Annotated in this window: 17 protein-coding genes and 3 pseudogenes; 4 read left to right on the top strand and 16 right to left on the bottom strand. The window is 68.7% G+C overall.

Going from position 1 to position 20,740, the window contains the following annotated elements; genetic code table 11:
• Window positions 1–68 precede the first annotated feature (68 nt).
• From OQ968_RS21795 to OQ968_RS21755, 9 genes and pseudogenes are all read right to left on the bottom strand, one after another.
• Window positions 69–1,113: pseudogene (locus tag OQ968_RS21795) on the bottom strand (ferrochelatase).
• A gap of 6 nt (window positions 1,114–1,119) precedes the next feature.
• Window positions 1,120–1,923, bottom strand: coding sequence for an NADH-dependent enoyl-ACP reductase InhA (gene inhA, locus OQ968_RS21790; RefSeq protein WP_324681379.1), 804 nt, complete (start codon window positions 1,921–1,923; stop codon window positions 1,120–1,122).
• A gap of 17 nt (window positions 1,924–1,940) precedes the next feature.
• On the bottom strand, window positions 1,941–2,696 hold the full coding sequence (fabG1, locus tag OQ968_RS21785; RefSeq protein ID WP_324681377.1) for a 3-oxoacyl-ACP reductase FabG1: 756 nt from the start codon (window positions 2,694–2,696) through the stop codon (window positions 1,941–1,943).
• A 113-nt stretch (window positions 2,697–2,809) separates the two neighbouring features.
• Window positions 2,810–3,817, bottom strand: a complete 1,008-nt coding sequence (locus OQ968_RS21780; protein ID WP_324681375.1) for a VWA domain-containing protein — start codon at window positions 3,815–3,817, stop codon at window positions 2,810–2,812.
• Window positions 3,814–4,767: a DUF58 domain-containing protein gene (locus OQ968_RS21775; protein ID WP_324681373.1), complete on the bottom strand. Its 954-nt coding sequence runs from the start codon at window positions 4,765–4,767 to the stop codon at window positions 3,814–3,816. Before OQ968_RS21775 ends, OQ968_RS21780 begins: the two co-directional genes overlap by 4 nt.
• Window positions 4,764–5,894 carry a MoxR family ATPase gene (locus OQ968_RS21770; protein ID WP_324681371.1) on the bottom strand — a complete coding sequence of 377 codons (1,131 nt, stop codon included), beginning with the start codon at window positions 5,892–5,894 and terminating at the stop codon, window positions 4,764–4,766. Before OQ968_RS21770 ends, OQ968_RS21775 begins: the two co-directional genes overlap by 4 nt.
• A gap of 109 nt (window positions 5,895–6,003) precedes the next feature.
• Complete coding sequence (gene ripB, locus OQ968_RS21765) at window positions 6,004–6,723, bottom strand: NlpC/P60 family peptidoglycan endopeptidase RipB (protein WP_324681469.1); 720 nt, start codon at window positions 6,721–6,723, stop codon at window positions 6,004–6,006.
• A 29-nt stretch (window positions 6,724–6,752) separates the two neighbouring features.
• A complete protein-coding gene (gene ripA / locus OQ968_RS21760; RefSeq protein ID WP_324681369.1) occupies window positions 6,753–8,192 on the bottom strand; it encodes an NlpC/P60 family peptidoglycan endopeptidase RipA in 1,440 nt (479 codons plus the stop codon).
• 238 nt (window positions 8,193–8,430) lie between these two features.
• Window positions 8,431–9,006 carry a DUF6676 family protein gene (locus OQ968_RS21755; protein ID WP_324681368.1) on the bottom strand — a complete coding sequence of 192 codons (576 nt, stop codon included), beginning with the start codon at window positions 9,004–9,006 and terminating at the stop codon, window positions 8,431–8,433.
• Window positions 9,007–9,299: 293 nt separating this feature from the next.
• Between OQ968_RS21755 and OQ968_RS21750 the strand changes: the two genes are divergently transcribed.
• Window positions 9,300–12,113, top strand: a complete 2,814-nt coding sequence (locus OQ968_RS21750; protein WP_324681367.1) for an aconitate hydratase — start codon at window positions 9,300–9,302, stop codon at window positions 12,111–12,113.
• Between the two features lie 14 nt (window positions 12,114–12,127).
• Window positions 12,128–12,691, top strand: coding sequence for a helix-turn-helix domain-containing protein (locus OQ968_RS21745; RefSeq protein WP_324681365.1), 564 nt, complete (start codon window positions 12,128–12,130; stop codon window positions 12,689–12,691).
• Window positions 12,692–12,705: 14 nt separating this feature from the next.
• Here the strand turns inward: OQ968_RS21745 and OQ968_RS21740 are convergent, their stop codons facing one another.
• The 4 genes and pseudogenes from OQ968_RS21740 to trxA all read right to left on the bottom strand — a co-directional run bounded on the left by OQ968_RS21740 (window position 12,706) and on the right by trxA (window position 15,845).
• Window positions 12,706–12,897 (bottom strand): helix-turn-helix domain-containing protein, encoded by a 192-nt coding sequence (locus tag OQ968_RS21740; RefSeq protein ID WP_420715977.1) that lies wholly within the window; start codon window positions 12,895–12,897, stop codon window positions 12,706–12,708.
• 100 nt (window positions 12,898–12,997) lie between these two features.
• Window positions 12,998–14,626 carry an ABC-F family ATP-binding cassette domain-containing protein gene (locus OQ968_RS21735; RefSeq protein ID WP_324681364.1) on the bottom strand — a complete coding sequence of 543 codons (1,629 nt, stop codon included), beginning with the start codon at window positions 14,624–14,626 and terminating at the stop codon, window positions 12,998–13,000.
• Between the two features lie 21 nt (window positions 14,627–14,647).
• Window positions 14,648–15,475, bottom strand: a pseudogene (locus tag OQ968_RS21730) (enoyl-CoA hydratase); the annotation flags it as partial.
• Window positions 15,476–15,494: 19 nt separating this feature from the next.
• Window positions 15,495–15,845, bottom strand: coding sequence for a thioredoxin (trxA, locus tag OQ968_RS21725; RefSeq protein WP_324681362.1), 351 nt, complete (start codon window positions 15,843–15,845; stop codon window positions 15,495–15,497).
• A 121-nt stretch (window positions 15,846–15,966) separates the two neighbouring features.
• Here trxA and OQ968_RS21720 point away from each other — a divergent pair, with 121 nt between their 5' ends.
• Both OQ968_RS21720 and OQ968_RS21715 read left to right on the top strand, forming a co-directional pair.
• A complete protein-coding gene (locus tag OQ968_RS21720) occupies window positions 15,967–17,808 on the top strand; it encodes an acyl-CoA dehydrogenase (protein ID WP_324681361.1) in 1,842 nt (613 codons plus the stop codon).
• Between the two features lie 111 nt (window positions 17,809–17,919).
• Window positions 17,920–18,666, top strand: coding sequence for a hypothetical protein (locus OQ968_RS21715; RefSeq protein ID WP_324681359.1), 747 nt, complete (start codon window positions 17,920–17,922; stop codon window positions 18,664–18,666).
• A 21-nt stretch (window positions 18,667–18,687) separates the two neighbouring features.
• Here OQ968_RS21715 and OQ968_RS21710 read toward each other — a convergent pair whose 3' ends face one another.
• The 3 genes and pseudogenes from OQ968_RS21710 to OQ968_RS21700 form a co-directional block, all read right to left on the bottom strand.
• Entirely contained in the window at window positions 18,688–19,032 is a 345-nt protein-coding gene (locus tag OQ968_RS21710) for a metal-sulfur cluster assembly factor (RefSeq protein WP_324681358.1), read from the bottom strand.
• Window positions 19,013–19,496 (bottom strand): annotated as a pseudogene (gene sufU, locus OQ968_RS21705) (Fe-S cluster assembly sulfur transfer protein SufU); the annotation flags it as partial. The pseudogene sufU and the gene OQ968_RS21710, both read right to left, overlap by 20 nt.
• Window positions 19,493–20,740, bottom strand: a complete 1,248-nt coding sequence (locus OQ968_RS21700) for a cysteine desulfurase (protein ID WP_324681357.1) — start codon at window positions 20,738–20,740, stop codon at window positions 19,493–19,495. The pseudogene sufU and the gene OQ968_RS21700, both read right to left, overlap by 4 nt.

Raw genomic sequence — 20,740 nt, 5'->3', positions numbered from 1 at the left:
CGCTCGTCACGCTCATCACGCCGAAAGTGAAGCCATTGCGAAAAACCCGCGGCGGATTCGCAACAGTTTCACGCTCGCGAAGGGCTGGGCCGACTAGGTTTCGGCCGCGGCGCAGTGCGGCGGGCGGCACGGCTCCCCGTTGACGCTGGCGAGGCAGCCGGGCACCGGATCGGGGCCGGTCACCCGGGCGGGCGCGCGATCGAACCGCAGTTCGTCGATCAAGCCCGCCGCCAGCCGGGCGAAGCGCCGATCCGCGTTGGGCGTGGCGGCCCGGGCGAACGCCATCCCCGCCGCCTCGGCCTGTGACCGCAACTCGTGGTCGAGGTCCCACACCACCTCGATGTGGTCGGCGACGAAGCCGACCGGGCAGACGATGACCCCCTCGGTGCCCGCCTTCGCGAGCCCGGTCAGGTGATCGGCGACATCGGGTTCCAGCCACGGAACCTGTGGCGGCCCCGAGCGCGACTGCCACGTCAGGTCGTAGTCGGCGATGCCCGCCGCAGCCGCAACCAGCCTTGCGGCGTAGGCGACTTGGCGGCTGTAGAGCCGCGGGCCGCAGCGCTGATCGGCGGCCACCGGGACCGAATGCGCGGTGAACACCAGCCGCGCGTCGCCGCGCAGCCCGGCGGGCAGGGTGGCGGCCGCCGCCGCGATGGCTTCGGCGAACATCTCGACGAACAGCGGATGGTCGAAGTAGGGCCGCAGTTTCACCAGCTCGGGCGCGTCCGGCCCGGTCACCCGCCGCGCCCGGGCGATGTCCTCGACGTACTGCGTGCAGCTGGAGTAGCCGCTCCACGCCGAGGTGACGAACACCGCCGCGCGACGAATGCCGTTGTCCCGCATCGTCGCAACGGACTCTTCGACGTAGGGCTCCCAGTTGCGGTTGCCGAAATAGACCGGCAGGTCCAGCTCGGCCTTCAGCTCGGCGATCAGCGCGCGGTTGATGCCGTTGATCGGCGACACCCCGCCGAAGTGCAGGTAGTGCCCGGCGACGTCGTCGAGGCGCTCGGGCGGGACGTTGCGGCCGCGGGTGACGTTCTCCAGGAACGGCCGAACCTGCTCCGGCCCGTCCGGCCCGCCGAAGGACAGCAGCAGGACCGCGTCGAATTCCATTGCTATCTAAAGCAATTGGGTGCTGGCGCCGCCGTCGGCGTAGATGACGGTCCCGGTCGTGGCCGGCAGCCATTCGGAAAGCAGCGCGCACACCGTCTTGGCGACCGGCGTGGGGTCCTTCATGTTCCAGCCGACTGGGGCGCGCTGGTCCCAGCCCTCCTCGAGCAGCTGGATCTGCGCCCCGGCCTCGTCACCGAGCGCGCCCCCGACGATCGCGCTCATTGCCAGGGTCCGGATCGGGCCCGCCGCAACGAGATTCGAGCGGACACCGTATGGGCCGGCCTCGCGCGCGACGAACCGGTTGACCGACTCCAGCGCGCTCTTGGCGACGGTCATCCAGTTGTAGGCCGGCATCGCGCGGCTCGGGTCGAAGTCCATGCCGACGATGGAACCGCCGGGATTCATGATGGGCAGCAACGCCTTAGCCATCGAGGCGTACGAGTACGCGGAGATGTGGATGCCCTTGGCGACGTCCTCCCACGGCGCGTCGAAGAACGGGTTGATGCCCATGCCGGACTGCGGCATGAAGCCGATCGAATGCACCACGCCGTCGAGCCTGTCGCCGATCGCGTCGGTCACCCGCTCGGCGAGGGTTCCCAGGTGCTCCTGGTTCTGCACGTCGAGCTCGATCAGCGGGGCCTTCTCCGGCAGCCGGTCGGCGATGCGCTGAATCAGGCGCAACCGGTCGAAGCCGGTCAGCACCAGCTGGGCGCCCTGTTCCTGGGCCACCCGCGCGATGTGGAACGCGATCGACGCGTCGGTGATGATCCCGCTGACCAGAATCCGTTTGCCGTCAAGCAGTCCTGCCATGTCCGTCCTATCGTTCCTCAGTGGCCCATGCCCATGCCGCCGTCGACCGGGATGACCGCCCCGGAGATGTAACTCGCATCCTCCGACGCCAGGAAGCTGACCACCCCGGCGACCTCGGCGGCGGTGCCGACCCGCTTCGCCGGGATGAATTGCAGTGCCCCCTCCTGGATCCGCTCGTCCAGCGCGCGGGTCATGTCGGTGTCGATGTAGCCCGGGGCCACCACGTTCGCGGTCACGTTGGCCTTCGACATCTCCCGGGCGATCGAGCGGGCCATGCCGATCACACCGGCCTTGGAGGCCGCGTAGTTGGCCTGGTTCCCGATGCCCCAGGTGCCGGAGACCGAGCCGATGAAGATCATTCGGCCGAACTTGTTGCGCTGCATGCTGCGCGATGCCCGCTGGGCCACCCGGAACGCCCCGGTGAGGTTGGCGTCGATGACCTTCTGGAACTTCTCCTCGGTCATCCGCATGAGGAACGCGTCGGCGGCGACGCCGGCGTTGGACACCAGCACCTCGACCGGACCCTGATGCTGCTCGACCTCCTTGAAGGCGCGGTCGACGGCGTCGTTGTCGGTGACGTCGCACTCGACGCCGAACAGGCCGTCGGGCGCACCCGATCCGCGGTGCGTGACGGCCACCTTGTGGCCGTCGGCGGCCAGCCGCTTCGCGATCGCCAGACCGATGCCCCGGTTTCCGCCCGTCACCAGGACCGAGCGGGATACGAATGCGGGTTTGCCGTAGTCGGCGGCGGGGTCGGTGGCCGTGTCAGTCACCCGGCCAACCTATCGTCTCGCCGTGGCGGGGCCGAAATCGGCTGCCGAGCGTGAAGCTGTTGCGAAAAACCGCGACGGATTTCGCAACAGTTTCACGCTCGGCGCAAAGAAAGTCAGGTGGGCAGCCGGCGGTTGATCAGCAGCGCCGCCAACCCCGCCAGCGCCAGCACCAACGCGCCCAGCCGCAGCCAGCCCACGCTGGCGTCGCCGCGGATCGTCTCGTAGCCGATCTGCTGCTGCAGCGACGCGTAGACGGCCTTGAGCTCTTCCAGGCTGGCGGCGTTGTACCAGTTCCCCCCGGAGAGCTGGGCGACCTTCTTCATGGTGGAGTCGTCGACCGGCACCGGCTGGCGCTGGTCGTTGATCTCGACGAAGCCGTAGGGCGTGCCGAACGAGATCGTCGAGATCGGCACGCCCTGGTCCTTGGCGGTGCGCGCGGCGGTGAAGGCGCCCTTCGGGTTGTCCGGGTTGGTCGGCATCGTCTCCTTGCCGTCGGAGAACAACACGATGCGCGCCGGCGGCGGGGTGTCGCCGCCGCCGATCACCGCCCCGACCGTCGCGATGGCCTGCAGCGCGGTGAAGATCCCCTCGCCGGTGGCGGTCCGGTCGGCGAACTGCAGCTTGTCCAGCGCGTTCTTGGTCGCCTCCCGGTTGGTCGTCGGCGACACCAGCACCGTCGCGGTTCCCGCGTAGGCGATCAACCCGAGGTTGATGCCCGGCGTCAGCTCGTCGGCGAATTGCTTGGCGGCCTCCTGCGCGGCGGCCATCCGGTTGGGCTGCACGTCGGTGGCCCGCATCGACTGCGACACGTCGATCACCAGCATCACCACCGCGCGGTTGCGCGGGATCCGGACATCGTTCGTCGGCCCCGCCATCGCGATGGTGAACAGCACCAGCGACGCCACCAGCAGAATCGCCGGCAGATGCCGCCATTTGGCGGGCCGCTTCGGCGCGACGCTTTCCAGCAGCTCCATGTTGGCGAACCGCAGCATCCGGCGCTGCCGCGCCAACTGCATGACGACATACAGCACGGCCAAGCCGACGACGACGAGAAGGAAAAGAAAGAACCACGAGTGGGCGAAGCCGGACAGCGACATCGGCCCCAGCAGTGGCAGCGTCACTGGCGGCCCGCCATCGCCCCGCGCCGGCGGGACTCGACGAAGCGGACGATGTCACCGATCCAGTCCCGGTCGGTGCGCAGCGTCAATACCGGTGCCCCGCAACCGCGAATCGTGCGGGCCACCTCCTCGCGATGGGCGGCGGCCGCCTTGGCGAAGTCGTCGCGCAGCTGGGCATCGATGGTGAATTCGCGGGTGACCCCGGTCTCGGCGTCCTGCAGCACGACGTCGCCGACGTCGGGCAGCTCGACGTCGCGGGGATCGAGCACCTCGATGGCCAGCACCTCGTGGCGCGCCGCGATCGCCCGCAGCGGACGCATCCAGTTGATCGGGCCCAGGAAATCGCTGATGATCACGGCCATTCCCCGACGGCGTTCCGGCCGGCGCAGCGCATCGATCGCGGTCGCCAGGTCCCCGCGGACCCCAACCGGCGCCTTGGGCGTCGTCGCGATCGTCCGCAGCAGGGTCTGCTCGTGCTGGCGCCCAGAGCGCGCCGGCACTCGGGTGATGGTCGCGCCGGTGGCGACGATCGCGCCGAGCCGGTTGCCCCCGCCGCTGTTGAGGAACGTGATGGCCGCCGCGGCCGCGACCGCCAGGTCGCGCTTCTCGCACACCGTGGTTCCGAAGTCCAGGCTGGCCGACATGTCGACCACCAGCCAGGTCTCCAGTTCGCGGTCGGCGATCATCTGGCGGACGTGCGGGTGCGTGGTGCGCGCGGTGACCGCCCAGTCCATCCGCCGGACGTCGTCGCCCGGCTGATACAGGCGCGACTCCCCCGGCTCCGAGCCGGGACCCGGGATCAGCCCGAGATGGTCGCCGTGCAGGACACCGTCCAGCTTCCGCCGGACGGTCAGCTCGAGGGTGCGCAGCGCCGCCGACAGCTTCGGGTCGTCGATCTGCCCGCGCTGGAACGACGGTGGATGCGGCACCGCCCGCTTGTCGGGATCGGTCACCGACCGCTAGCCGCCACGGTCTGCATCACCGGGGGCACCGAATGGCCTTGCTGGGGAACGGCATTCACTTGCGGCAGCGCGACGGTCTGCAGGACCCGGTTGATCACGATCTCCGGCGAGATCTCGTCGGCGAGCGCATCGTAGGTCAGCACCAGCCGGTGCCGCAGCACGTCGGGAATGACCTCGACGACATCCTGCGGGATCACGTAGTCGCGGCCGCGCACCAGCGCCAGGGAGCGTGCGCCGGCGATGATGCCCAGCGACGCGCGCGGGGACGCGCCGAACGAGACCCAGGTCTTGACGTCGTTCATCCCGAGCTGCTCCGGGTAACGGGTCGCCATGACGACGCGCACCACGTAGTCGACCAGCGCGTGGTGAACGAAGACGTTGGCGGCGATGTCCTGCAGCCGCACCAGGTCGCCGGTGTTGAGGATCTGCTTGGGCTGCGGCGGTGTCACCCCCATCCGGTAGATGATCTCCCGCTCCTCCTCCGGCGACGGGTAGCCGACGTTGATCTTGAACAGGAAGCGGTCCCGCTGCGCCTCGGGCAACGGGTAGACGCCCTCGTGCTCGATCGGGTTCTGCGTGGCCATCACCAGGAACGGGTTGGGCAGCGGGAAGGTCTTGCCGCCGATCGACACGTGGCGCTCCTGCATGACCTCCAGCAGCGCGGACTGCACCTTCGCCGGTGCGCGGTTGATCTCGTCGGCGAGCAGGAAGTTCACCACCACCGGGCCGAGCTCGGTGTCAAACTCCTCCTTGCCCTGCCGGTAGATGCGGGTGCCGATGATGTCGGTGGGCACCAGGTCGGGGGTGAACTGGATGCGCGCGAACGTCCCGCCGACCACCCGCGCGAAGGTCTCCACGGCCAGCGTCTTGGCCACGCCGGGAACACCCTCGAGCAGCACGTGCCCCTTGGACAGCAGGCCCACCAGCATCCGCTCCACCAGCTGGTCCTGGCCGACGATGATCCGCTTGACCTCGAAGATGGCGCGTTCGAGGGTGTGCACCTCGGCGGCCAGCCCATTGCCGCCGCCCGGGGGCGCTTCGTGGGCCGGCGGGGCGGAATGCCCGCCAGGGCCCGAATATCCACTGGCGCCCGGGGGCGGCCCGCCTGCTGATGTCATCAAGAACCCTCCACGCTCATTCGGACACGACTGCCGGGCAGCGACGTGCCCTCGTCCAACTATTCCAGGCCCGCCGGTTCCCGTCGACGTCGCGGTTCGCACACCCGGCTCAGTACTCGATGATCCTAGTCAGGAACGGCGTCATCCCGGGCTTGCGGACCGGGCTGACCGTGACCTTGCCGGCACTGCCGGACGCCTCCAGCATCTGACCGTTGCCCAGGTACATGGTGACGTGTTGGCCGCCGCCCGGGCCGTAAAAGATGAGGTCGCCGCGCCTGGCCTCGTTGGGAGGAATGTGGCGGCCGGCGTTGTACTGGTCACCGGAGAACCGCGGGATCAGCACGCCGACGCCGGCGAAGCCGTAGCGCATCAGGCCCGAGCAGTCGAACCCGGTGATGTTGGCGCCGTCGCCGACGCCCTTGCTGGGACCGTCCAGCGAGCCGCCGCCCCACGAGTACGGCACGCCCATCTGCGATCCCATCCGCTTGATCACGTACTCGATCGCCTGCCGGCCGTAGACCCGCGGGATCTTCCCGCCGGGGTTGGTCGGGGTCGCGGCGGCGGGCGGGTCGCCGCCGAGGTTGATCCCCAGCCCGCTGAGGAACTGCTTGCCCAGATCCAGCGTGGTCTGGGTGGCCTGCGCGGTGGCTTGCAGCGACTGATTGGCGACGGCCAGCGGGTCCCCCGGCGCGCCGGCGCTGATGGTGGCGGGCAGGGTGGGGTCCCACTGGCCCGGGTCGGCGGTGGCGGGAGCGGCGACGGACAACGTCAACGCGACCACCACCGTGGCGGCCCAGGCCAGGGACAGCCGAAAACCCTTGCGCCGCATGGCTCCTCGTTCGGTGCTCACCGTGGTGGTCACCACTCGATGTAGCGGACGACGTAGGGGGTCATGCCGCTGGTGCGCACGGGCGCGACGCGCACCTTGAGGCCGACGTCGGGGGCCTCGAGCATCTGGCCGTCGCCGAGATAGATCGTCACGTGCTGGCTGCCGCCCGGGCCGTAGAAGATGACGTCGCCGCGGCGCATCTGCGACGACGGGATCTTGCGGCCCAGGTTGTACTGCGCACCCGAGTAGTGCGGCAGCTTGATGCCGACCCCGGCGAACGAATACAGGACCAGGCCCGAGCAGTCGAAACCGACCGTGCCTGCGCCGGAGTCGATGCCCTTACTGGGCCCGGCGGCGTTGCCGCCACCCCAGGAGTAGGGCACCCCGATCTGGGACATGCCGCGGCGAATCACGTACTCGGTGGCCTGCCGCCCGTACACGCGGGGGATCCGGCTGGTGCCGTTCGGGGTGGCGTTGGTGATGCCGGTGTCGTCGGGCTTGAGGATGCCCAGCTGCTGCAGGAAACTGCGTCCCATGCCGGCGGTGACCTGCGTCGAGGTCGCCGAGATGCCCAGCACCTGGTTGATCACCGCGATCGGGTCGCCGGGAACGTTGGCGCTGGGGATCATCGGCAGCGACGGGTCCCAGAGGCCATCCCACTGGCGGCCGCCGGCGGGCGGCGCGCCGCCCGGTGATCCGGGATCCCACCGGTCGCCCGACGGCGGCACCGCGGGCCCTTTGCCGGCCGACCATTGGCGTGCGGCCTCGAGCCGGGCCGTCTCGAGTTTGGCCTGGGCCTCCTCGCGCTCGGCGGCCAGGCGCGCGGCCTCCGCACGCTGTTCGTCGAACTTGCGCCTCGAGTCGACGAGCGCGGCCACCGCGGCGTCCTGGCTGGCCTTCGCGTCGGCGGCGGCCTTGTCCGCCTTCTGCTTGGCCAGCCGCGCCGCCGATTCCTTGTTCACCTGCTCGGTCCGGGCCCGCTGCAGGTTGTCCATCACCGCCCGGGAACTGGCGGTCAGGGTCCGGGCGGCGGTTTCGGTGGCGATCATCTCGTCGGGGCTGGTCGCGGTCAGGTAGGCGCCGGACGGGCCGTTCATGTACGTCGCCGCCGCGAAGGTGTTGAACCGGCGCTGGGCCGCGGCGATGGCGGCGTTGGCGTCCTTGACCCCCTGCTGGCTGGCCTCCAGGTCGCGGGCGGCAGCGGCCTCGTTGTCGCGGGCGATCTCCACGTCGACCAGCGCCTTGTTGACGCTTTCCTGCGCGGTCTGGATTTCGGCGCTCAGGTCCTGCATGCGCTGGTTGGCCTTGGCGACGTTCGCGATCAGCGCGGCCAGCCTGTCGGCGTTGGGGTCGCCGTGCGCCAGGCCCGGCGTGCACACCAGCAGGGCCGCGCTCAGGACCGACGGGATGACCGGCCGGAGCAGCCTGGCGATCGGTCGCGCGGAGGAGCCACGGGGGGTACGTGTCATTCGACTCGGGTCTCCTATGGCTCAGCGCGAAGGACGGCGCAAATCACAGATTTCTCGGCAAACACCAAAGACAACATGAGCATCATTTGCACCGTACGTCACACCGCACGCTATGGAAACGCGAGCAACAAACTGCACTCTGGAAGTGCGTTTACTGTGACCGAATAGTGACCTGGCGTGTTTGCCGCAGCGGCCCGACGGGTTCGCCCGGCATTTTCGGCCGGGCTCGAAACGCTGGTCAGGCGCCCTGACCGGGCTCCTCGGGTGGGGGTTGGGCCGCGGCCGCCGGCGTTGCTGATCGCTTGGCGCGCAACTGCAGCAGCCGGGTGCCGACGGCCGCCGCGAGCACCCCGATCAGCAAAGCGATCGTCAACCCCGTCCAGGGAAATTCGGGGGCGTTGAGCTCGTTCAGAAAGTGCTGCGCCGAGACCGTCGGATTGCCCGTCTTGGCGATGTCCTCGCCGGCCTCGAGCGTCACCCGCGGGAAGTGCGTGCTGTAGCTGCCGACGTAGCTCGGGCTGAGCGTCAGCACGGTGACGTCGTGGTAGTCGGCGCCGACCACCGTCGAGATGTCGCGCAGGGGCGTGTCGTTCGGGGGGTTGTGGTCGAGCAGGACGATCTTGAGGTTGATGCCCTCGGCGTGCGCCTGGTTGACGATGCCGAGCAGCGCCGGCGCGGCATCCGGCGGCGCGCTGACCCCGGTCGCCGCGACCTGGGCCTTGACCGCCGTCATGTCGACGTCCTGCGGGATGTACTGCGGCAGCGCCGGGATGGTCTGAGGCAGCGGGGAATCGAAAGAAGGTTGCCCGGTCATTGACTTCCCTCCTGCCACTTTCTGCCCAGTGCTAGCCCAGTGCTAAAGGAACCGTACGCGACACGTAAACCACGCACACAACACGCCGACGGCGGTGGCAGTGCGTTAAGTCTCGGCTCGCCCATACGAGGTGGGTCGGCATGCATTGGGACGTCGCGAGGGGTTTAAACCCGTGCCCCGCGAGACAAGACTGGATATACGAGTGCCGGCGCAATGCAGGACAAGCGTACTGTTAAAGTTGGCACCGCGCCGGCACGGCCCGTCGGCGAAGAACTAAATCCTTGGGAGTTGAAGTGACTGATTCTGTGAACTCGTTCGGAGCCCGCAACACCCTAGAGGTCGGCGACAAGAGTTACCAGATCTATCGCCTCGACGCCGTCCCCAACACCGAGAAGCTCCCCTACAGCCTCAAGGTCCTCGCCGAGAACCTGCTGCGCAACGAGGACGGCAAGAACATCACCAAGGATCACATCCAGGCCATCGCGAACTGGGATCCCAACGCGGAACCCAGCATTGAGATCCAGTACACGCCGGCGCGGGTGGTGATGCAGGACTTCACCGGCGTGCCGTGCATCGTCGACCTGGCCACCATGCGCGAGGCCATCGCCGACCTCGGCGGCAACCCGGAAAAGGTCAACCCGCTGGCGCCGGCCGACCTGGTGATCGACCACTCGGTGATCGCCGACCTGTTCGGCCGCGCCGACGCGTTCGAGCGCAACGTCGAGATCGAGTACCAGCGCAACGGCGAGCGCTACCAGTTCCTGCGCTGGGGCCAGGGCGCTTTCGACGACTTCAAGGTGGTGCCGCCGGGCACCGGCATCGTGCACCAGGTCAACATCGAGTACCTGGCGAGCGTCGTGATGGAGCGCGACGGGGTGGCGTACCCCGACACGTGCGTGGGCACCGACTCGCACACCACGATGGTCAACGGCCTCGGCGTGCTCGGCTGGGGCGTGGGCGGCATCGAGGCCGAGGCCGCGATGCTCGGCCAGCCGGTGTCGATGCTGATTCCCCGCGTCGTCGGCTTCAAGCTGACCGGTGAGATCCAGCCGGGCGTGACGGCCACCGACGTGGTGCTGACCGTCACCCAGATGCTGCGCAAGCACGGCGTGGTCGGCAAGTTCGTCGAGTTCTACGGCGAGGGCGTGGCCGAGGTGCCGCTGGCCAACCGCGCCACCCTGGGCAACATGAGTCCCGAATTCGGTTCCACCGCAGCGATTTTCCCGATCGACCAGGAGACCATCGACTACCTGAAGTTCACCGGGCGCAAGCCCGAGCAGCTGGCTCTGGTCGAGGCCTACGCCAAAGAGCAGGGCATGTGGCACGACCCCGAGCACGAGCCCAAGTACTCGGAATACATCGAACTCAACCTGTCCGACGTGGTGCCGTCGATCGCCGGGCCGAAGCGTCCGCAGGACCGAATCGCGTTGTCGGAAGCCAAATCCACGTTCCGCGAGCAGATTCCCGGCTACGTCGGCGACGACCCCGACAAGAAGGACTACTCGAAGCTGGACGAGGTGGTCGACGAGACGTTCCCGGCCAGCGACCCGGGGGTGGTGACCAACGGCCACGCCGACGACCACAAGCCGGTGGAGTCGGCCGCCAAGCACGCCAACGGCCGGGTGAGCAACCCGGTGACGGTCAAATCCGACGAGCTCGGCGAGTTCGTGCTCGACCACGGCGCGGTGGTGATCGCCGCGGTCACGTCGTGCACCAACACCTCCAATCCCGAGGTGATGCTGGGCGCTGCGCTGCTGGCCCGCAACGCGGTGGAAAAGGGGCTGGCCTCCAAGCCGTGGGTGAAGACCACGATGGCGCCGGGCTCACAGGTGGTCCACGACTACTACGAAAAGGCCGGCCTGTGGCCGTATTTGGAGAAGCTCGGCTTCTATCTGGTCGGCTACGGCTGCACCACCTGCATCGGCAACTCGGGGCCGCTGCCCGACGAGATCTCGAAGGCGGTCAACGACAACGACCTCTCGGTGGCGGCCGTGCTGTCGGGCAACCGGAACTTCGAGGGCCGCATCAACCCCGACGTGAAGATGAACTACCTCGCGTCGCCGCCGCTGGTGATCGCCTACGCGCTGGCCGGGACCATGGACTTCGACTTCGAATCCGAGCCGCTGGGCAAGGACAAGGACGGCAACGACGTCTTCCTCAAAGACATCTGGCCGTCGCAGAAGGACGTCTCGGACACCATCGCCTCGGCGATCAATCAGGAGATGTTCACCAAGAACTACGCCGACGTGTTCAAGGGCGACGAGCGGTGGCGCAACCTGCCGACCCCGAGCGGCAACACCTTCGAGTGGAACGAGGACTCGACCTACGTGCGCAAGCCCCCGTACTTCGAGGGCATGTCCGCGGACCCCGAGCCCGTCAGCGACATCAGCGGCGCGCGGGTGCTCGCCCTGCTGGGCGACTCGGTGACCACCGACCACATCTCCCCCGCCGGCAGCATCAAGCCGGGCACCCCGGCGGCGCAGTACCTCGACGAGCACGGCGTGGACCGCAAGGACTACAACTCCTTCGGCTCCCGGCGCGGCAACCACGAGGTGATGATCCGCGGCACCTTCGCCAACATCCGGCTGCGCAACCTGCTGCTGGACGACGTGGCCGGCGGCTACACCCGCGACTTCACCCAGGATGGCGGGCCGCAGGCGTTCATCTACGACGCCGCGCAAAACTATGCGGCACAAGACATTCCGCTGGTGGTGCTGGGCGGCAAGGAGTACGGATCCGGCTCGTCGCGCGACTGGGCGGCCAAGGGCACGCTGCTGCTGGGCGTGCGGGCGGTGATCGCCGAGTCTTTCGAGCGCATCCACCGCTCCAACCTGATCGGCATGGGCGTCATCCCGCTGCAGTTCCCCGAGGGCAAGACGGCGGGAGACCTTGGGCTGGACGGCACGGAGGTCTTTGACATCACCGGCATCGAGGCGCTCAACGACGGCAAGACGCCCAAGACGGTGCGCGTCAAGGCGAGCAAGGACTCCGGGGATCCGGTCGAGTTCGACGCGGTGGTGCGCATCGACACCCCGGGTGAGGCCGACTACTACCGCAACGGCGGCATCCTGCAGTACGTGCTGCGCAACATGCTCAAGTCTGGCTAGCCCCGGGCGAGCCAGTGCCCAAAGTCAGCGAGGACCATCTGGCGGCTCGCCGTCGTCAGATTCTCGACGGTGCCCGCCGCTGCTTCGCCGAACACGGCTATGACAGGGCCACGGTGCGGCGCCTGGAACAGGCGATCGGGATGTCGCGCGGGGCGATCTTCCATCACTTCCGCGACAAGGACGCGCTGTTTTTCGCGCTGGCACACGAGGATGCCGAGCGGATGGCCGACGTCGCCTCGCGCGAGGGCCTGATCCAGGTGATGCGCGACATGCTCGCCGCGCCCGAACAGTACGACTGGCTGGCCACCCGGCTGGAGATCGCGCGCAAGCTGCGCAACGACCCGGCGTTCAGTCGCGGATGGGCGGAGCGCTCCGCGGAGCTGGCGGCGGCGACGACCGATCGGCTGCGCCGGCAAAAGGAGGCGCACCGGGTGCGCGACGACGTGTCCGGCGACGTGTTGCGCTGCTACCTGGAGCTGGTTCTCGACGGGCTGGTCGCGCGGCTGGCGTCCGGCGAAGACCCGCGGCGGCTGGCCGCAGTCCTCGACCTGGTGGAAAACTCGGTGCGGCGCACCTGATTTGGGCGAGCGGCCTATCGGCGGCGGGAGATGTGGTTGGGCCCGCCGCGGCTGCGCATCGTGGTGCCCGACTCGAGCAGCATGCTGTGAATCGACCCGTACGACCTGCCGGTGGTGGCGACCAGATTGCGGATGCTCGCCCCGCTTTCATAGGCGTTGCGTAGCTCGTGCAGCAACTGGTCGCGTGTCTTCTTCGACTTTCTCACTGGGGCCCTCCACGCTCGAACACGATCCCAAGCCCATAGAGTAAGAACCCCCGTGAACCGCGTGGGCGATTTCGCGAAATCGGCTGCGGCGACATCAAGATCAAGCCAGCTCGATCAGATCCCGGTATTCGTCGGACCAATAGTCCTCGGTGCCGTCGGGCAACAGCACGACGCGTTGCGGGTCGAGCGCCTCGGCCGCCCCGGGGTCGTGCGTCACCAGCACCACCGCGCCGCGATAGCTGCGCAGCGCGTCGAGAACCTGTTCGCGCGACGCCGGGTCCAGATTGTTGGTCGGTTCGTCGAGCAGCAGGACGTTCGCCGTGGACGCCACCAGGCCGGCCAGCGCGAGGCGGGTCTTCTCCCCACCGGACAGGGTGCCGGCGGGCTGGTCGAGCTGCGGGCCGCTGAACATGAAGGCCCCGAGCAGGCCGCGCAGGTCCTGCTCGCCGGAGTCGGGTGCGGCGTGCCGGGCGTTCTCCCACACCGTGGCGTCGTCGTCGAGGGTGTCGTGCTCCTGCGCGAAATATCCGATTCGCAAACCGTGTCCCGGCTCGAGCCCCCCGGTGTCGGGACTCTCGACGCCGGCCAGCAGTCGCAGTAGCGTGGTCTTGCCCGCGCCGTTGAGCCCCAGCACCACCACCCGCGAGCCGCGGTCGATCGCCAGGTCCACGCCGGTGAACACCTCCAGCGACCCGTACGACTTGCCCAGCCCGGTGGCCACCAGCGGCGTGCGCCCGCACGGGGCCGGGGTGGGAAATTTGATGCGGGCCACCTTGTCGGCGACGCGCTCCTCATCGAGCGCGGCCATCATCCGGTCGGCGCGGCGCAACATGTTTTGGGCCGCAACGGCTTTGGTGGCCTTGGCGCCCAGCTTCGCGGCCTGCGTGCGCAGGGCGGCCGCCTTGCGCTCGGCGTTGGCGCGTTCGCGTCGGCGTCTTTGCTCGTCGGTGGCGCGGGCATCGAGGTACTTCTGCCAGCCCATGTTGTAGATGTCGACCTCGCCGCGCACGGCGTCCAGGAACCACACCCGGTTGACGACGTCGGCGATCAATTCGACGTTGTGGCTGATGACCACCAGCCCGCCGGTGTGTGCGCGCAGGAAATCGCGCAGCCAGCCAAGCGAATCCGCGTCGAGGTGGTTGGTGGGCTCATCCAGCAGCAGCGTGGTCGACGAGCCGGCGCCGCTGTCCGACGCGGCGAAAAGGATGCGCGCCAGCTCGACCCGGCGGCGTTGCCCGCCGGACAGCGTGCGCAGCTGCTGCGTCAAGACCCGTTCCGGCAGACCGAGACTCGCGCAGATGCGACCGGCCTCGCTTTCGGCGCCGTATCCGCCCAGCGCCACCAACCGCTCCTCCAGCTGGCCGTAGCGACGGATCGCGCGGTCACGGGCGTCGTCGTCGGCGACCTCGGCCATCAACGCCTGCTGCTTTTCCAGGTCGGTGAGCAACACATCCAGGCCGCGCGCGGACAGCACCCGGTCGCGGGCCAGCACGTCGAGATCGCCCTCCTTGGGATCCTGTGGCAGGTAACCGATTTCGCCGGTGCGGGTGACCGAGCCGGCGTACGGCTCGCTCTCCCCCGCCAGGATGCGCAGCGTGGTCGTCTTGCCCGCGCCGTTGCGCCCGACCAGCCCGATGCGGTCGCCGGGCTGCACCCGCAGGTCCGGGCCGTCGGGTGAGAGCAGGATGCGCGCACCCGCGCGGACCTCGAGGTCCGTGGCCGTGATCACGATCGCTCTCCTGAAATAAAACTATTTGTCGTCGGTGAAGACCGGCGGGCGCCGTTCCGCGCGCGCGGCAACCGCTTCTTCGAAGTTGGCGGTGAGCAGACGGACGAAAAGCTGACCCAAGCCCTCGGCTTGCATGTGCCCTTCCAGGCTACCGGCGTCCAGTCCAGCCCACAGTGTGCGCTTGGTCAACTCGATTCCCGGCCGCGAGAACGCGGCGATCCGGGCCGCGATCGCGTAGCAGGTGTCCAGCAGCTGGGCCTCCGGCACCTGGCACGACACCAGCCCGATCCGCTCGGCCTCCTCGGCGGACACGTCGCGGCCGGTCAGCATGATCTCGAACGCGCGCGACGATCCGATGGCCCTGGGCAGCAGGTAGCTCAGCCCGAGTTCGCTGGCGGTCAGGCCGTTGTTGATGCCCGCGGCGCGGAAGTAGGCGTTGGTCGAGGCGACCCGGATGTCGGCGGCCAGCGCCAGGCACAGCCCACCGCCGATCGCCGGGCCGTTGACCGCCGCGATCACCGGTTGGTGCAGCCGCCGCAGCCCCAGGATGACGTCGTCGAGCACCTCCATCGAGCGCAGCGCATAGGTCGGCCGGGTGAGGCCGTCGACGTTCGGCACGGTGCCGGCGGATTTGTGGTCGGCGCCCGACGAGAACCCCCGGCCGGCCCCGGTCAGCACCACCACGCGCACGGAGTTGTCGTAGGTGACCTTCTCCAGGGCCTCCTTCAGCGGGACCATGACGTCGAACGCCATGGAGTTCATCCGCTCGGGCCGGTTGAGGGTTATCAGGGCGACGCCGGGCCGCGGCTGTTCGACGAGTACCAAACTCACCCGTGCACGGTAGCGCGCACCGGGGAAAAACCCGGTGTCAGCCTTGCTCGGCCTGGGCGGCGTCCACGTCGAACGCCTTGATTTGCTGCACCAGGTCCTCCAGCGCCGCCGGCGGCAGGGCCCCGGCCTGGTTGAACAGCAGCTTGCCCTTCTTGAAGGCCATCAGGGTGGGTATCGACCGGATCTGGGCCGCCGCCGCCAGCTGTTGTTCGGCCTCGGTGTCGACCTTGGCGTGCACGATGTCGGGGTGTTTCTCCGACGACGCCTGGAAGGTCGGCCCGAACTGGCGGCACGGTCCGCACCACGAGGCCCAGAAATCGACCAGGACGATGTCGTTGCCCTCGATGGTCTCGTTGAACTGCTCGGCAGTGAGATCGCGTGTTGTCACAGTTCGCCCAACGAGCCGGGCCGCCCCGATGTTCCCGCAGGTTACGGTTGCGTACGTTTTCCCACGTCGGACACACTTACGGCGAACGATCCTCCTCCAGCGAACCAGCGAGGGAATTGACTTGGGCCACTACATCGCCAACGTGCGCGACCTGGAGTTCAACCTGTTCGAGGTCCTCGACATCGGCGCCGTCCTCGGCACCGGGGCCTACGGCGACCTCGATGCCGACACCGTCCACACGATCTTGGCCGAGGCCGCCCGCCTGGCCGAGGGGCCGGTCGCCGAATCCTTCGCGTTCGCCGACCGCAACCCGCCGGTGTTCGACCCGGTGGCCCACACCATCAGCGTCGCGCCCGAGTTGGCCAAGACGGTGCAGGCGATCAAGGAGGCGGGCTGGTGGCGGCTGGGCATGGCCGAGGAGATCGGCGGCATGCCAGCTCCCGCGCCGCTGGCGTGGGCGGTCAACGAGATGATCATCTGCGCCAATCCGTCGGCGAACTTCTACCACCTGGGCCCGGTGCTGGCGCAGGCCCTCTACATCGAGGGCAACGAGGAACAACGGCGATGGGCCGCGGCCGGCGTGGAGCGCGGCTGGGAGTCCACCATGGTGCTCACCGAGCCCGACGCGGGCTCCGACGTCGGGGCCGGCCGCACCAAGGCCGTCGAGCAACCCGACGGCACCTGGCACATCGAGGGGGTCAAGCGGTTCATCTCCGGTGGCGACGTGGGCAACACCGCCGAGAACATCTTCCACCTGGTGCTGGCCCGGCCCGAGGGCGCCGGCCCGGGCACCAAGGGGTTGAGCCTGTTCTACGTTCCCAACTACCTCTTCGACCCCGACACGTTCGAACTCGGGCCCCGCAACGGGGTTTTCGCGACGGGGCTCGAGCACAAGATGGGGATCAAGTCCTCCCCGACGTGCGAAATGACCTTCGGGGCAACCGATGTGCCCGCCGTCGGCTACCTGGTGGGCGGCGTGCACAACGGGATCGCGCAGATGTTCACCGTGATCGAGCACGCCCGCATGACGATCGGCGTCAAAGCCGCCGGCACCCTGTCGACCGGGTACCTGAACGCGCTGGCGTACGCCAAGGAGCGGGTGCAGGGCGCCGACCTCACCCAGATGGCCGACAAGACCGCGCCGCGGGTCACGATCATGCACCATCCCGATGTGCGCCGCAGCCTGATGACCCAGAAGGCGTACGCCGAGGGTCTGCGGGCGCTGTATCTGTACGCCGCCGCGCACCAGGATGATGCTGTCGCGCAACATGTTTCGGGCGCAGATCACGACATGGCGCACCGCGTGGACGACCTGCTGCTGCCGATCGTCAAGGGGGTGAGCTCCGAACGGGCCTACGAGATCCTGACGGAGTCGCTGCAGACGCTGGGCGGCTCGGGCTTTTTGGTCGACTATCCGCTGGAGCAGTACATCCGCGACTCCAAGATCGATTCGCTCTACGAGGGCACCACCGCGATCCAGGCGCTGGACTTCTTCTTCCGCAAGATCGTCCGCGACCGCGGCGAGGCGCTGCAGTTCGTGACGGCTCAGATCGGCCAGACCATCGACACGTGTGACGAGGCGCTCAAGCCGCTGGCCGGGCTGCTGCAAACCGCGCTGCACGACGCCACGGCGATGACGGGCGCGCTGACCGGATTTCTCATGTCCGCCACCCAGCAGCCCACCGACATCTACAAGGTGGGGCTGGCGTCGGTGCGCTACCTGCTCGCCATCGGCGACCTGCTCATCGGCTGGCGATTGCTGGTGCAGGCCGGCATCGCGCACACCGCGCTGGCCGATGCGGCGGCGAATGGCGCCACAAAGGACGACGAGGCGTTCTATCGGGGCAAGGTTGCGGTCGCGGCGTTCTTCGCCAAGAACATGCTGCCGAGGCTGACCTCGCTGCGCCAGATCATCGAAACCCTCGACGACGACATCATGCGGCTGCCCGAGGACGCGTTCTGAGAGCCCGACCTCAGCGGGTGATTGCTGTCACATAGGTCGGCGCGCTTGTGAGAAACCCCGTTTCGGGGGTACCCGACTGCGCAGGCTGAACGGGCGATCGGAGAAACGTCGATGCCTACCATCACGAGCAGACCCCGGCTGGCGCAATTCGCGATCGTCGGGGTGCTCGTCGCGATCGCGTTGGGCGTCGCCATGTGCGGCCCCTCGGACAGCACGTCCAGCACCAGCAACACGGGAAAGCCGACCGTGACGGCGCTTCCCCCGAGCTCAGCCCCCAGCGCGGCGCCCGCACCGGCGCCGGCGCCGCCTCCGGTGGGCAAGGACTACGTCGAGGGCCTGGTCGAGTCGGTGTCGGGCGAAACGATCGCGCTCAGGACCCGCACCGGGTCCGCCACCGTGGACTTCACGCCGTCGACCCGGGTCGTCGACGTCAGCCCGGCGCGGCTGAGCGACGTCACGCCCGGCAGTTGCATCAACGTGCGGGGCACGCCGCAGAGCGCTCCGACCGGTGGCGGGATCATCGCCCAGGCCGTGACGATCACCGGCGCCGTCGACGGCAAATGCCCGCCGCCGGCCGGGTTTTTCGGCACGGTCGCCTCGGTGTCGGGCAACACCATCGCCGTCACCGGCATCGGCCCCGGCGGCCCGGCCGCTCCCACCGACGTGACGGTCGCCAACACGACGTCCTACAACAGGCAGACAACCAGCAGCGCTCAGGCGATCGTGCACGGAAAATGCATGGGCGCCCAGGGGACGCAGGACGGCGGCGTGCTGCACGCGACGACGATCAGCCTGGAAGGATGCCCGCCGATGGGGCACCCGCACCACCACCTGCACCTGCCCCACCTCCACCTTTAGTGGCTTAGCGGGGCGGCGAATTCAGACCGTGAAGCCGAGGGCGCGCAGCTGCTCGCGCCCGTCGTCGGTGATCTTGTCCGGGCCCCACGGCGGGTTCCACACCCAGTTGATCCGCAGGTCGTCGACCAGCCCGGCGCCGACCAGGGCGCTGCGCGACTGGTCCTCGATGACGTCGGTCAGCGGGCAGGCCGCCGACGTCAACGTCATGTCGATCAGGGCGACGGTCCCCTCGTCGCCCTCCTCGACGCTCAGTCCGTAGACCAGTCCGAGATCGACGACGTTGATCCCCAGTTCGGGGTCGACGACGTCGCGCATCGCCTCCTCGACGTCGGCGAGCAATTCGTCTGGTGCGGTCGTTTCGCTCATTTTTGGTCCTCCTCGAAGCTTGCGCTGGCCTGGGCCAGTGCGTCTTTGAACGCCATCCAGCCCAGCAACGCGCATTTCACCCGCGCCGGGTACTTGGCCACTCCAGCGAAGGCGATGCCGTCGCCCAGGACGTCCTCGTCACCCTCGACGGTGCCCCGCGAGGACACCATCTCGGTGAACGCGGTGACGGTCTTGAGCGCCTCGCCGACGCTCTGCCCGATCACCTGCTGGGTGAGCACCGACGTGGAAGCCTGGCTGATCGAGCAGCCCTGCCCGTCGTAGGACACGTCCGCGACGGTCTCGCCGTCGCCGGACAGGGTCACGCGCAGGGTGACCTCGTCACCGCAGACCGGGTTGACGTGAAAGACCTGCGCGCCGAACGGCTCCCGCAACCCCCGGTGCTGCGGGTGCTTGTAATGATCGAGGATCACGTCCTGATAGATCTGCTCCAGGCGCATGTTCAGGCCCCCCCGAAGAAGTCCAGGGCACGCCGCACCCCGGCCACCAGTCGCTCGACCTCGTCGGCGGTGTTGTACACCGCGAACGACGCCCGCGCGGTGGCCGCCAGGCCGAACCTGCGGTGCAGGGGCAGCGCGCAATGGTGCCCGACCCGCACGGCGACGCCCTCGTCATCGAGCACCTGGCCGACGTCGTGCGCATGAACCCCGTCGACGACGAATGCCACCGGGGAGGCGCGGTTTTCCATCGACGCCGGCCCGACGATGCGCACCGCGTCGATGCCGGACAGGCCGTCGATGGTGGCGGCGACCAGTTCGCGTTCGTGGGCGGCGACGGCCTCCATGCCGATGGCGTCCAGATAGCGGGCCGCCGCGGCCAGCCCGACCACCTGCGAGGTCATCGGGGTGCCCGCCTCGAACCGCTGCGGCGGCGGCACGTAGGTGGAGGCCTCCATGGCCACGTTCTCGATCATCGAACCGCCGGTGAGAAATGGGGGCATCGCCGACAGCAGCTCACGGCGACCGTACAGCACGCCGATCCCGTTGGGGCCCAGCATCTTATGTCCGGAGAACGCGGCGAAATCGACGCCGAGTGCGTGCAGATCGACGGGCTCGTGCGGCACCGACTGGCAGGCGTCGAGCACGGTCAGCGCGCCCACCGCCCGGGCCCGGTCGACCAGCTCGGCCACCGGCGCCAGCGCGCCGGTCACGTTCGAATGGTGGCTGAACGCAACGACTTTGACGCGCTCGTCGAGCTCAAGCGAGTCCAGGTCGATGCGCCCGTCCTCCGTGACCCCATACCAGCGCAGCGTCGCCCCGGTGCGCCGGGCCAGTTCCTGCCACGGCACCAGGTTGGCGTGATGCTCGAGCTCGGTGGTGACGGTGACGTCGCCCTGCGACACCGCGCGCTCGAACCTGTTGTCGCCCAGCACGTATGACACCAGATTGAGCGCCTCGGTGGCGTTCTTGGTGAAGACCAGCTCGTCGGGATCGGCGCCGACGAACGCCGCGATGTCGGCGCGGCCCTGCTCGTAGGCGTCGGTCGCCTCCTCCATCAGCTGGTGCGCGCCGCGGTGAACGGCGCCGTTGGAGGTGATCAGGAACTCGCGCTCGGCGTCGAGCACCTGCAGCGGGCGCTGGGACGTGGCCCCGGAATCCAGATACGCCAGCTGATTTCCGCCGCGCATCACCCGCTTGAGGATCGGGAAGTCCGCACGGATCGCGTCGACGTCCAGGTGTGCCGCCGCCAT

Source organism: Mycobacterium sp. 663a-19 (assembly GCF_035616495.1).
In the GTDB taxonomy this organism is placed as follows: Bacteria; Actinomycetota; Actinomycetes; order Mycobacteriales; family Mycobacteriaceae; genus Mycobacterium.
Note: the sequence above shows the minus strand (reverse complement) of the source record. Positions and strands in the feature narration are given on the sequence as shown.

Bases quoted from the DNA above. Each gene is read 5' to 3' on its own strand.
- inhA (WP_324681379.1), bottom strand. From the start codon at position 1,923: ATGGCAGGACTGCTTGACGGCAAACGGATTCTGGTCAGCGGGATCATC.
- OQ968_RS21770 (WP_324681371.1), bottom strand. From the start codon at position 5,894: ATGACATCAGCAGGCGGGCCGCCCCCGGGCGCCAGTGGATATTCGGGC.
- ripB (WP_324681469.1), bottom strand. From the start codon at position 6,723: ATGCGGCGCAAGGGTTTTCGGCTGTCCCTGGCCTGGGCCGCCACGGTG.
- ripA (WP_324681369.1), bottom strand. From the start codon at position 8,192: ATGACACGTACCCCCCGTGGCTCCTCCGCGCGACCGATCGCCAGGCTG.
- OQ968_RS21755 (WP_324681368.1), bottom strand. From the start codon at position 9,006: ATGACCGGGCAACCTTCTTTCGATTCCCCGCTGCCTCAGACCATCCCG.
- OQ968_RS21715 (WP_324681359.1), top strand. From the start codon at position 17,920: ATGCCTACCATCACGAGCAGACCCCGGCTGGCGCAATTCGCGATCGTC.
- OQ968_RS21710 (WP_324681358.1), bottom strand. From the start codon at position 19,032: ATGAGCGAAACGACCGCACCAGACGAATTGCTCGCCGACGTCGAGGAG.
- OQ968_RS21700 (WP_324681357.1), bottom strand. From the start codon at position 20,740: ATGGCGGCGGCACACCTGGACGTCGACGCGATCCGTGCGGACTTCCCG.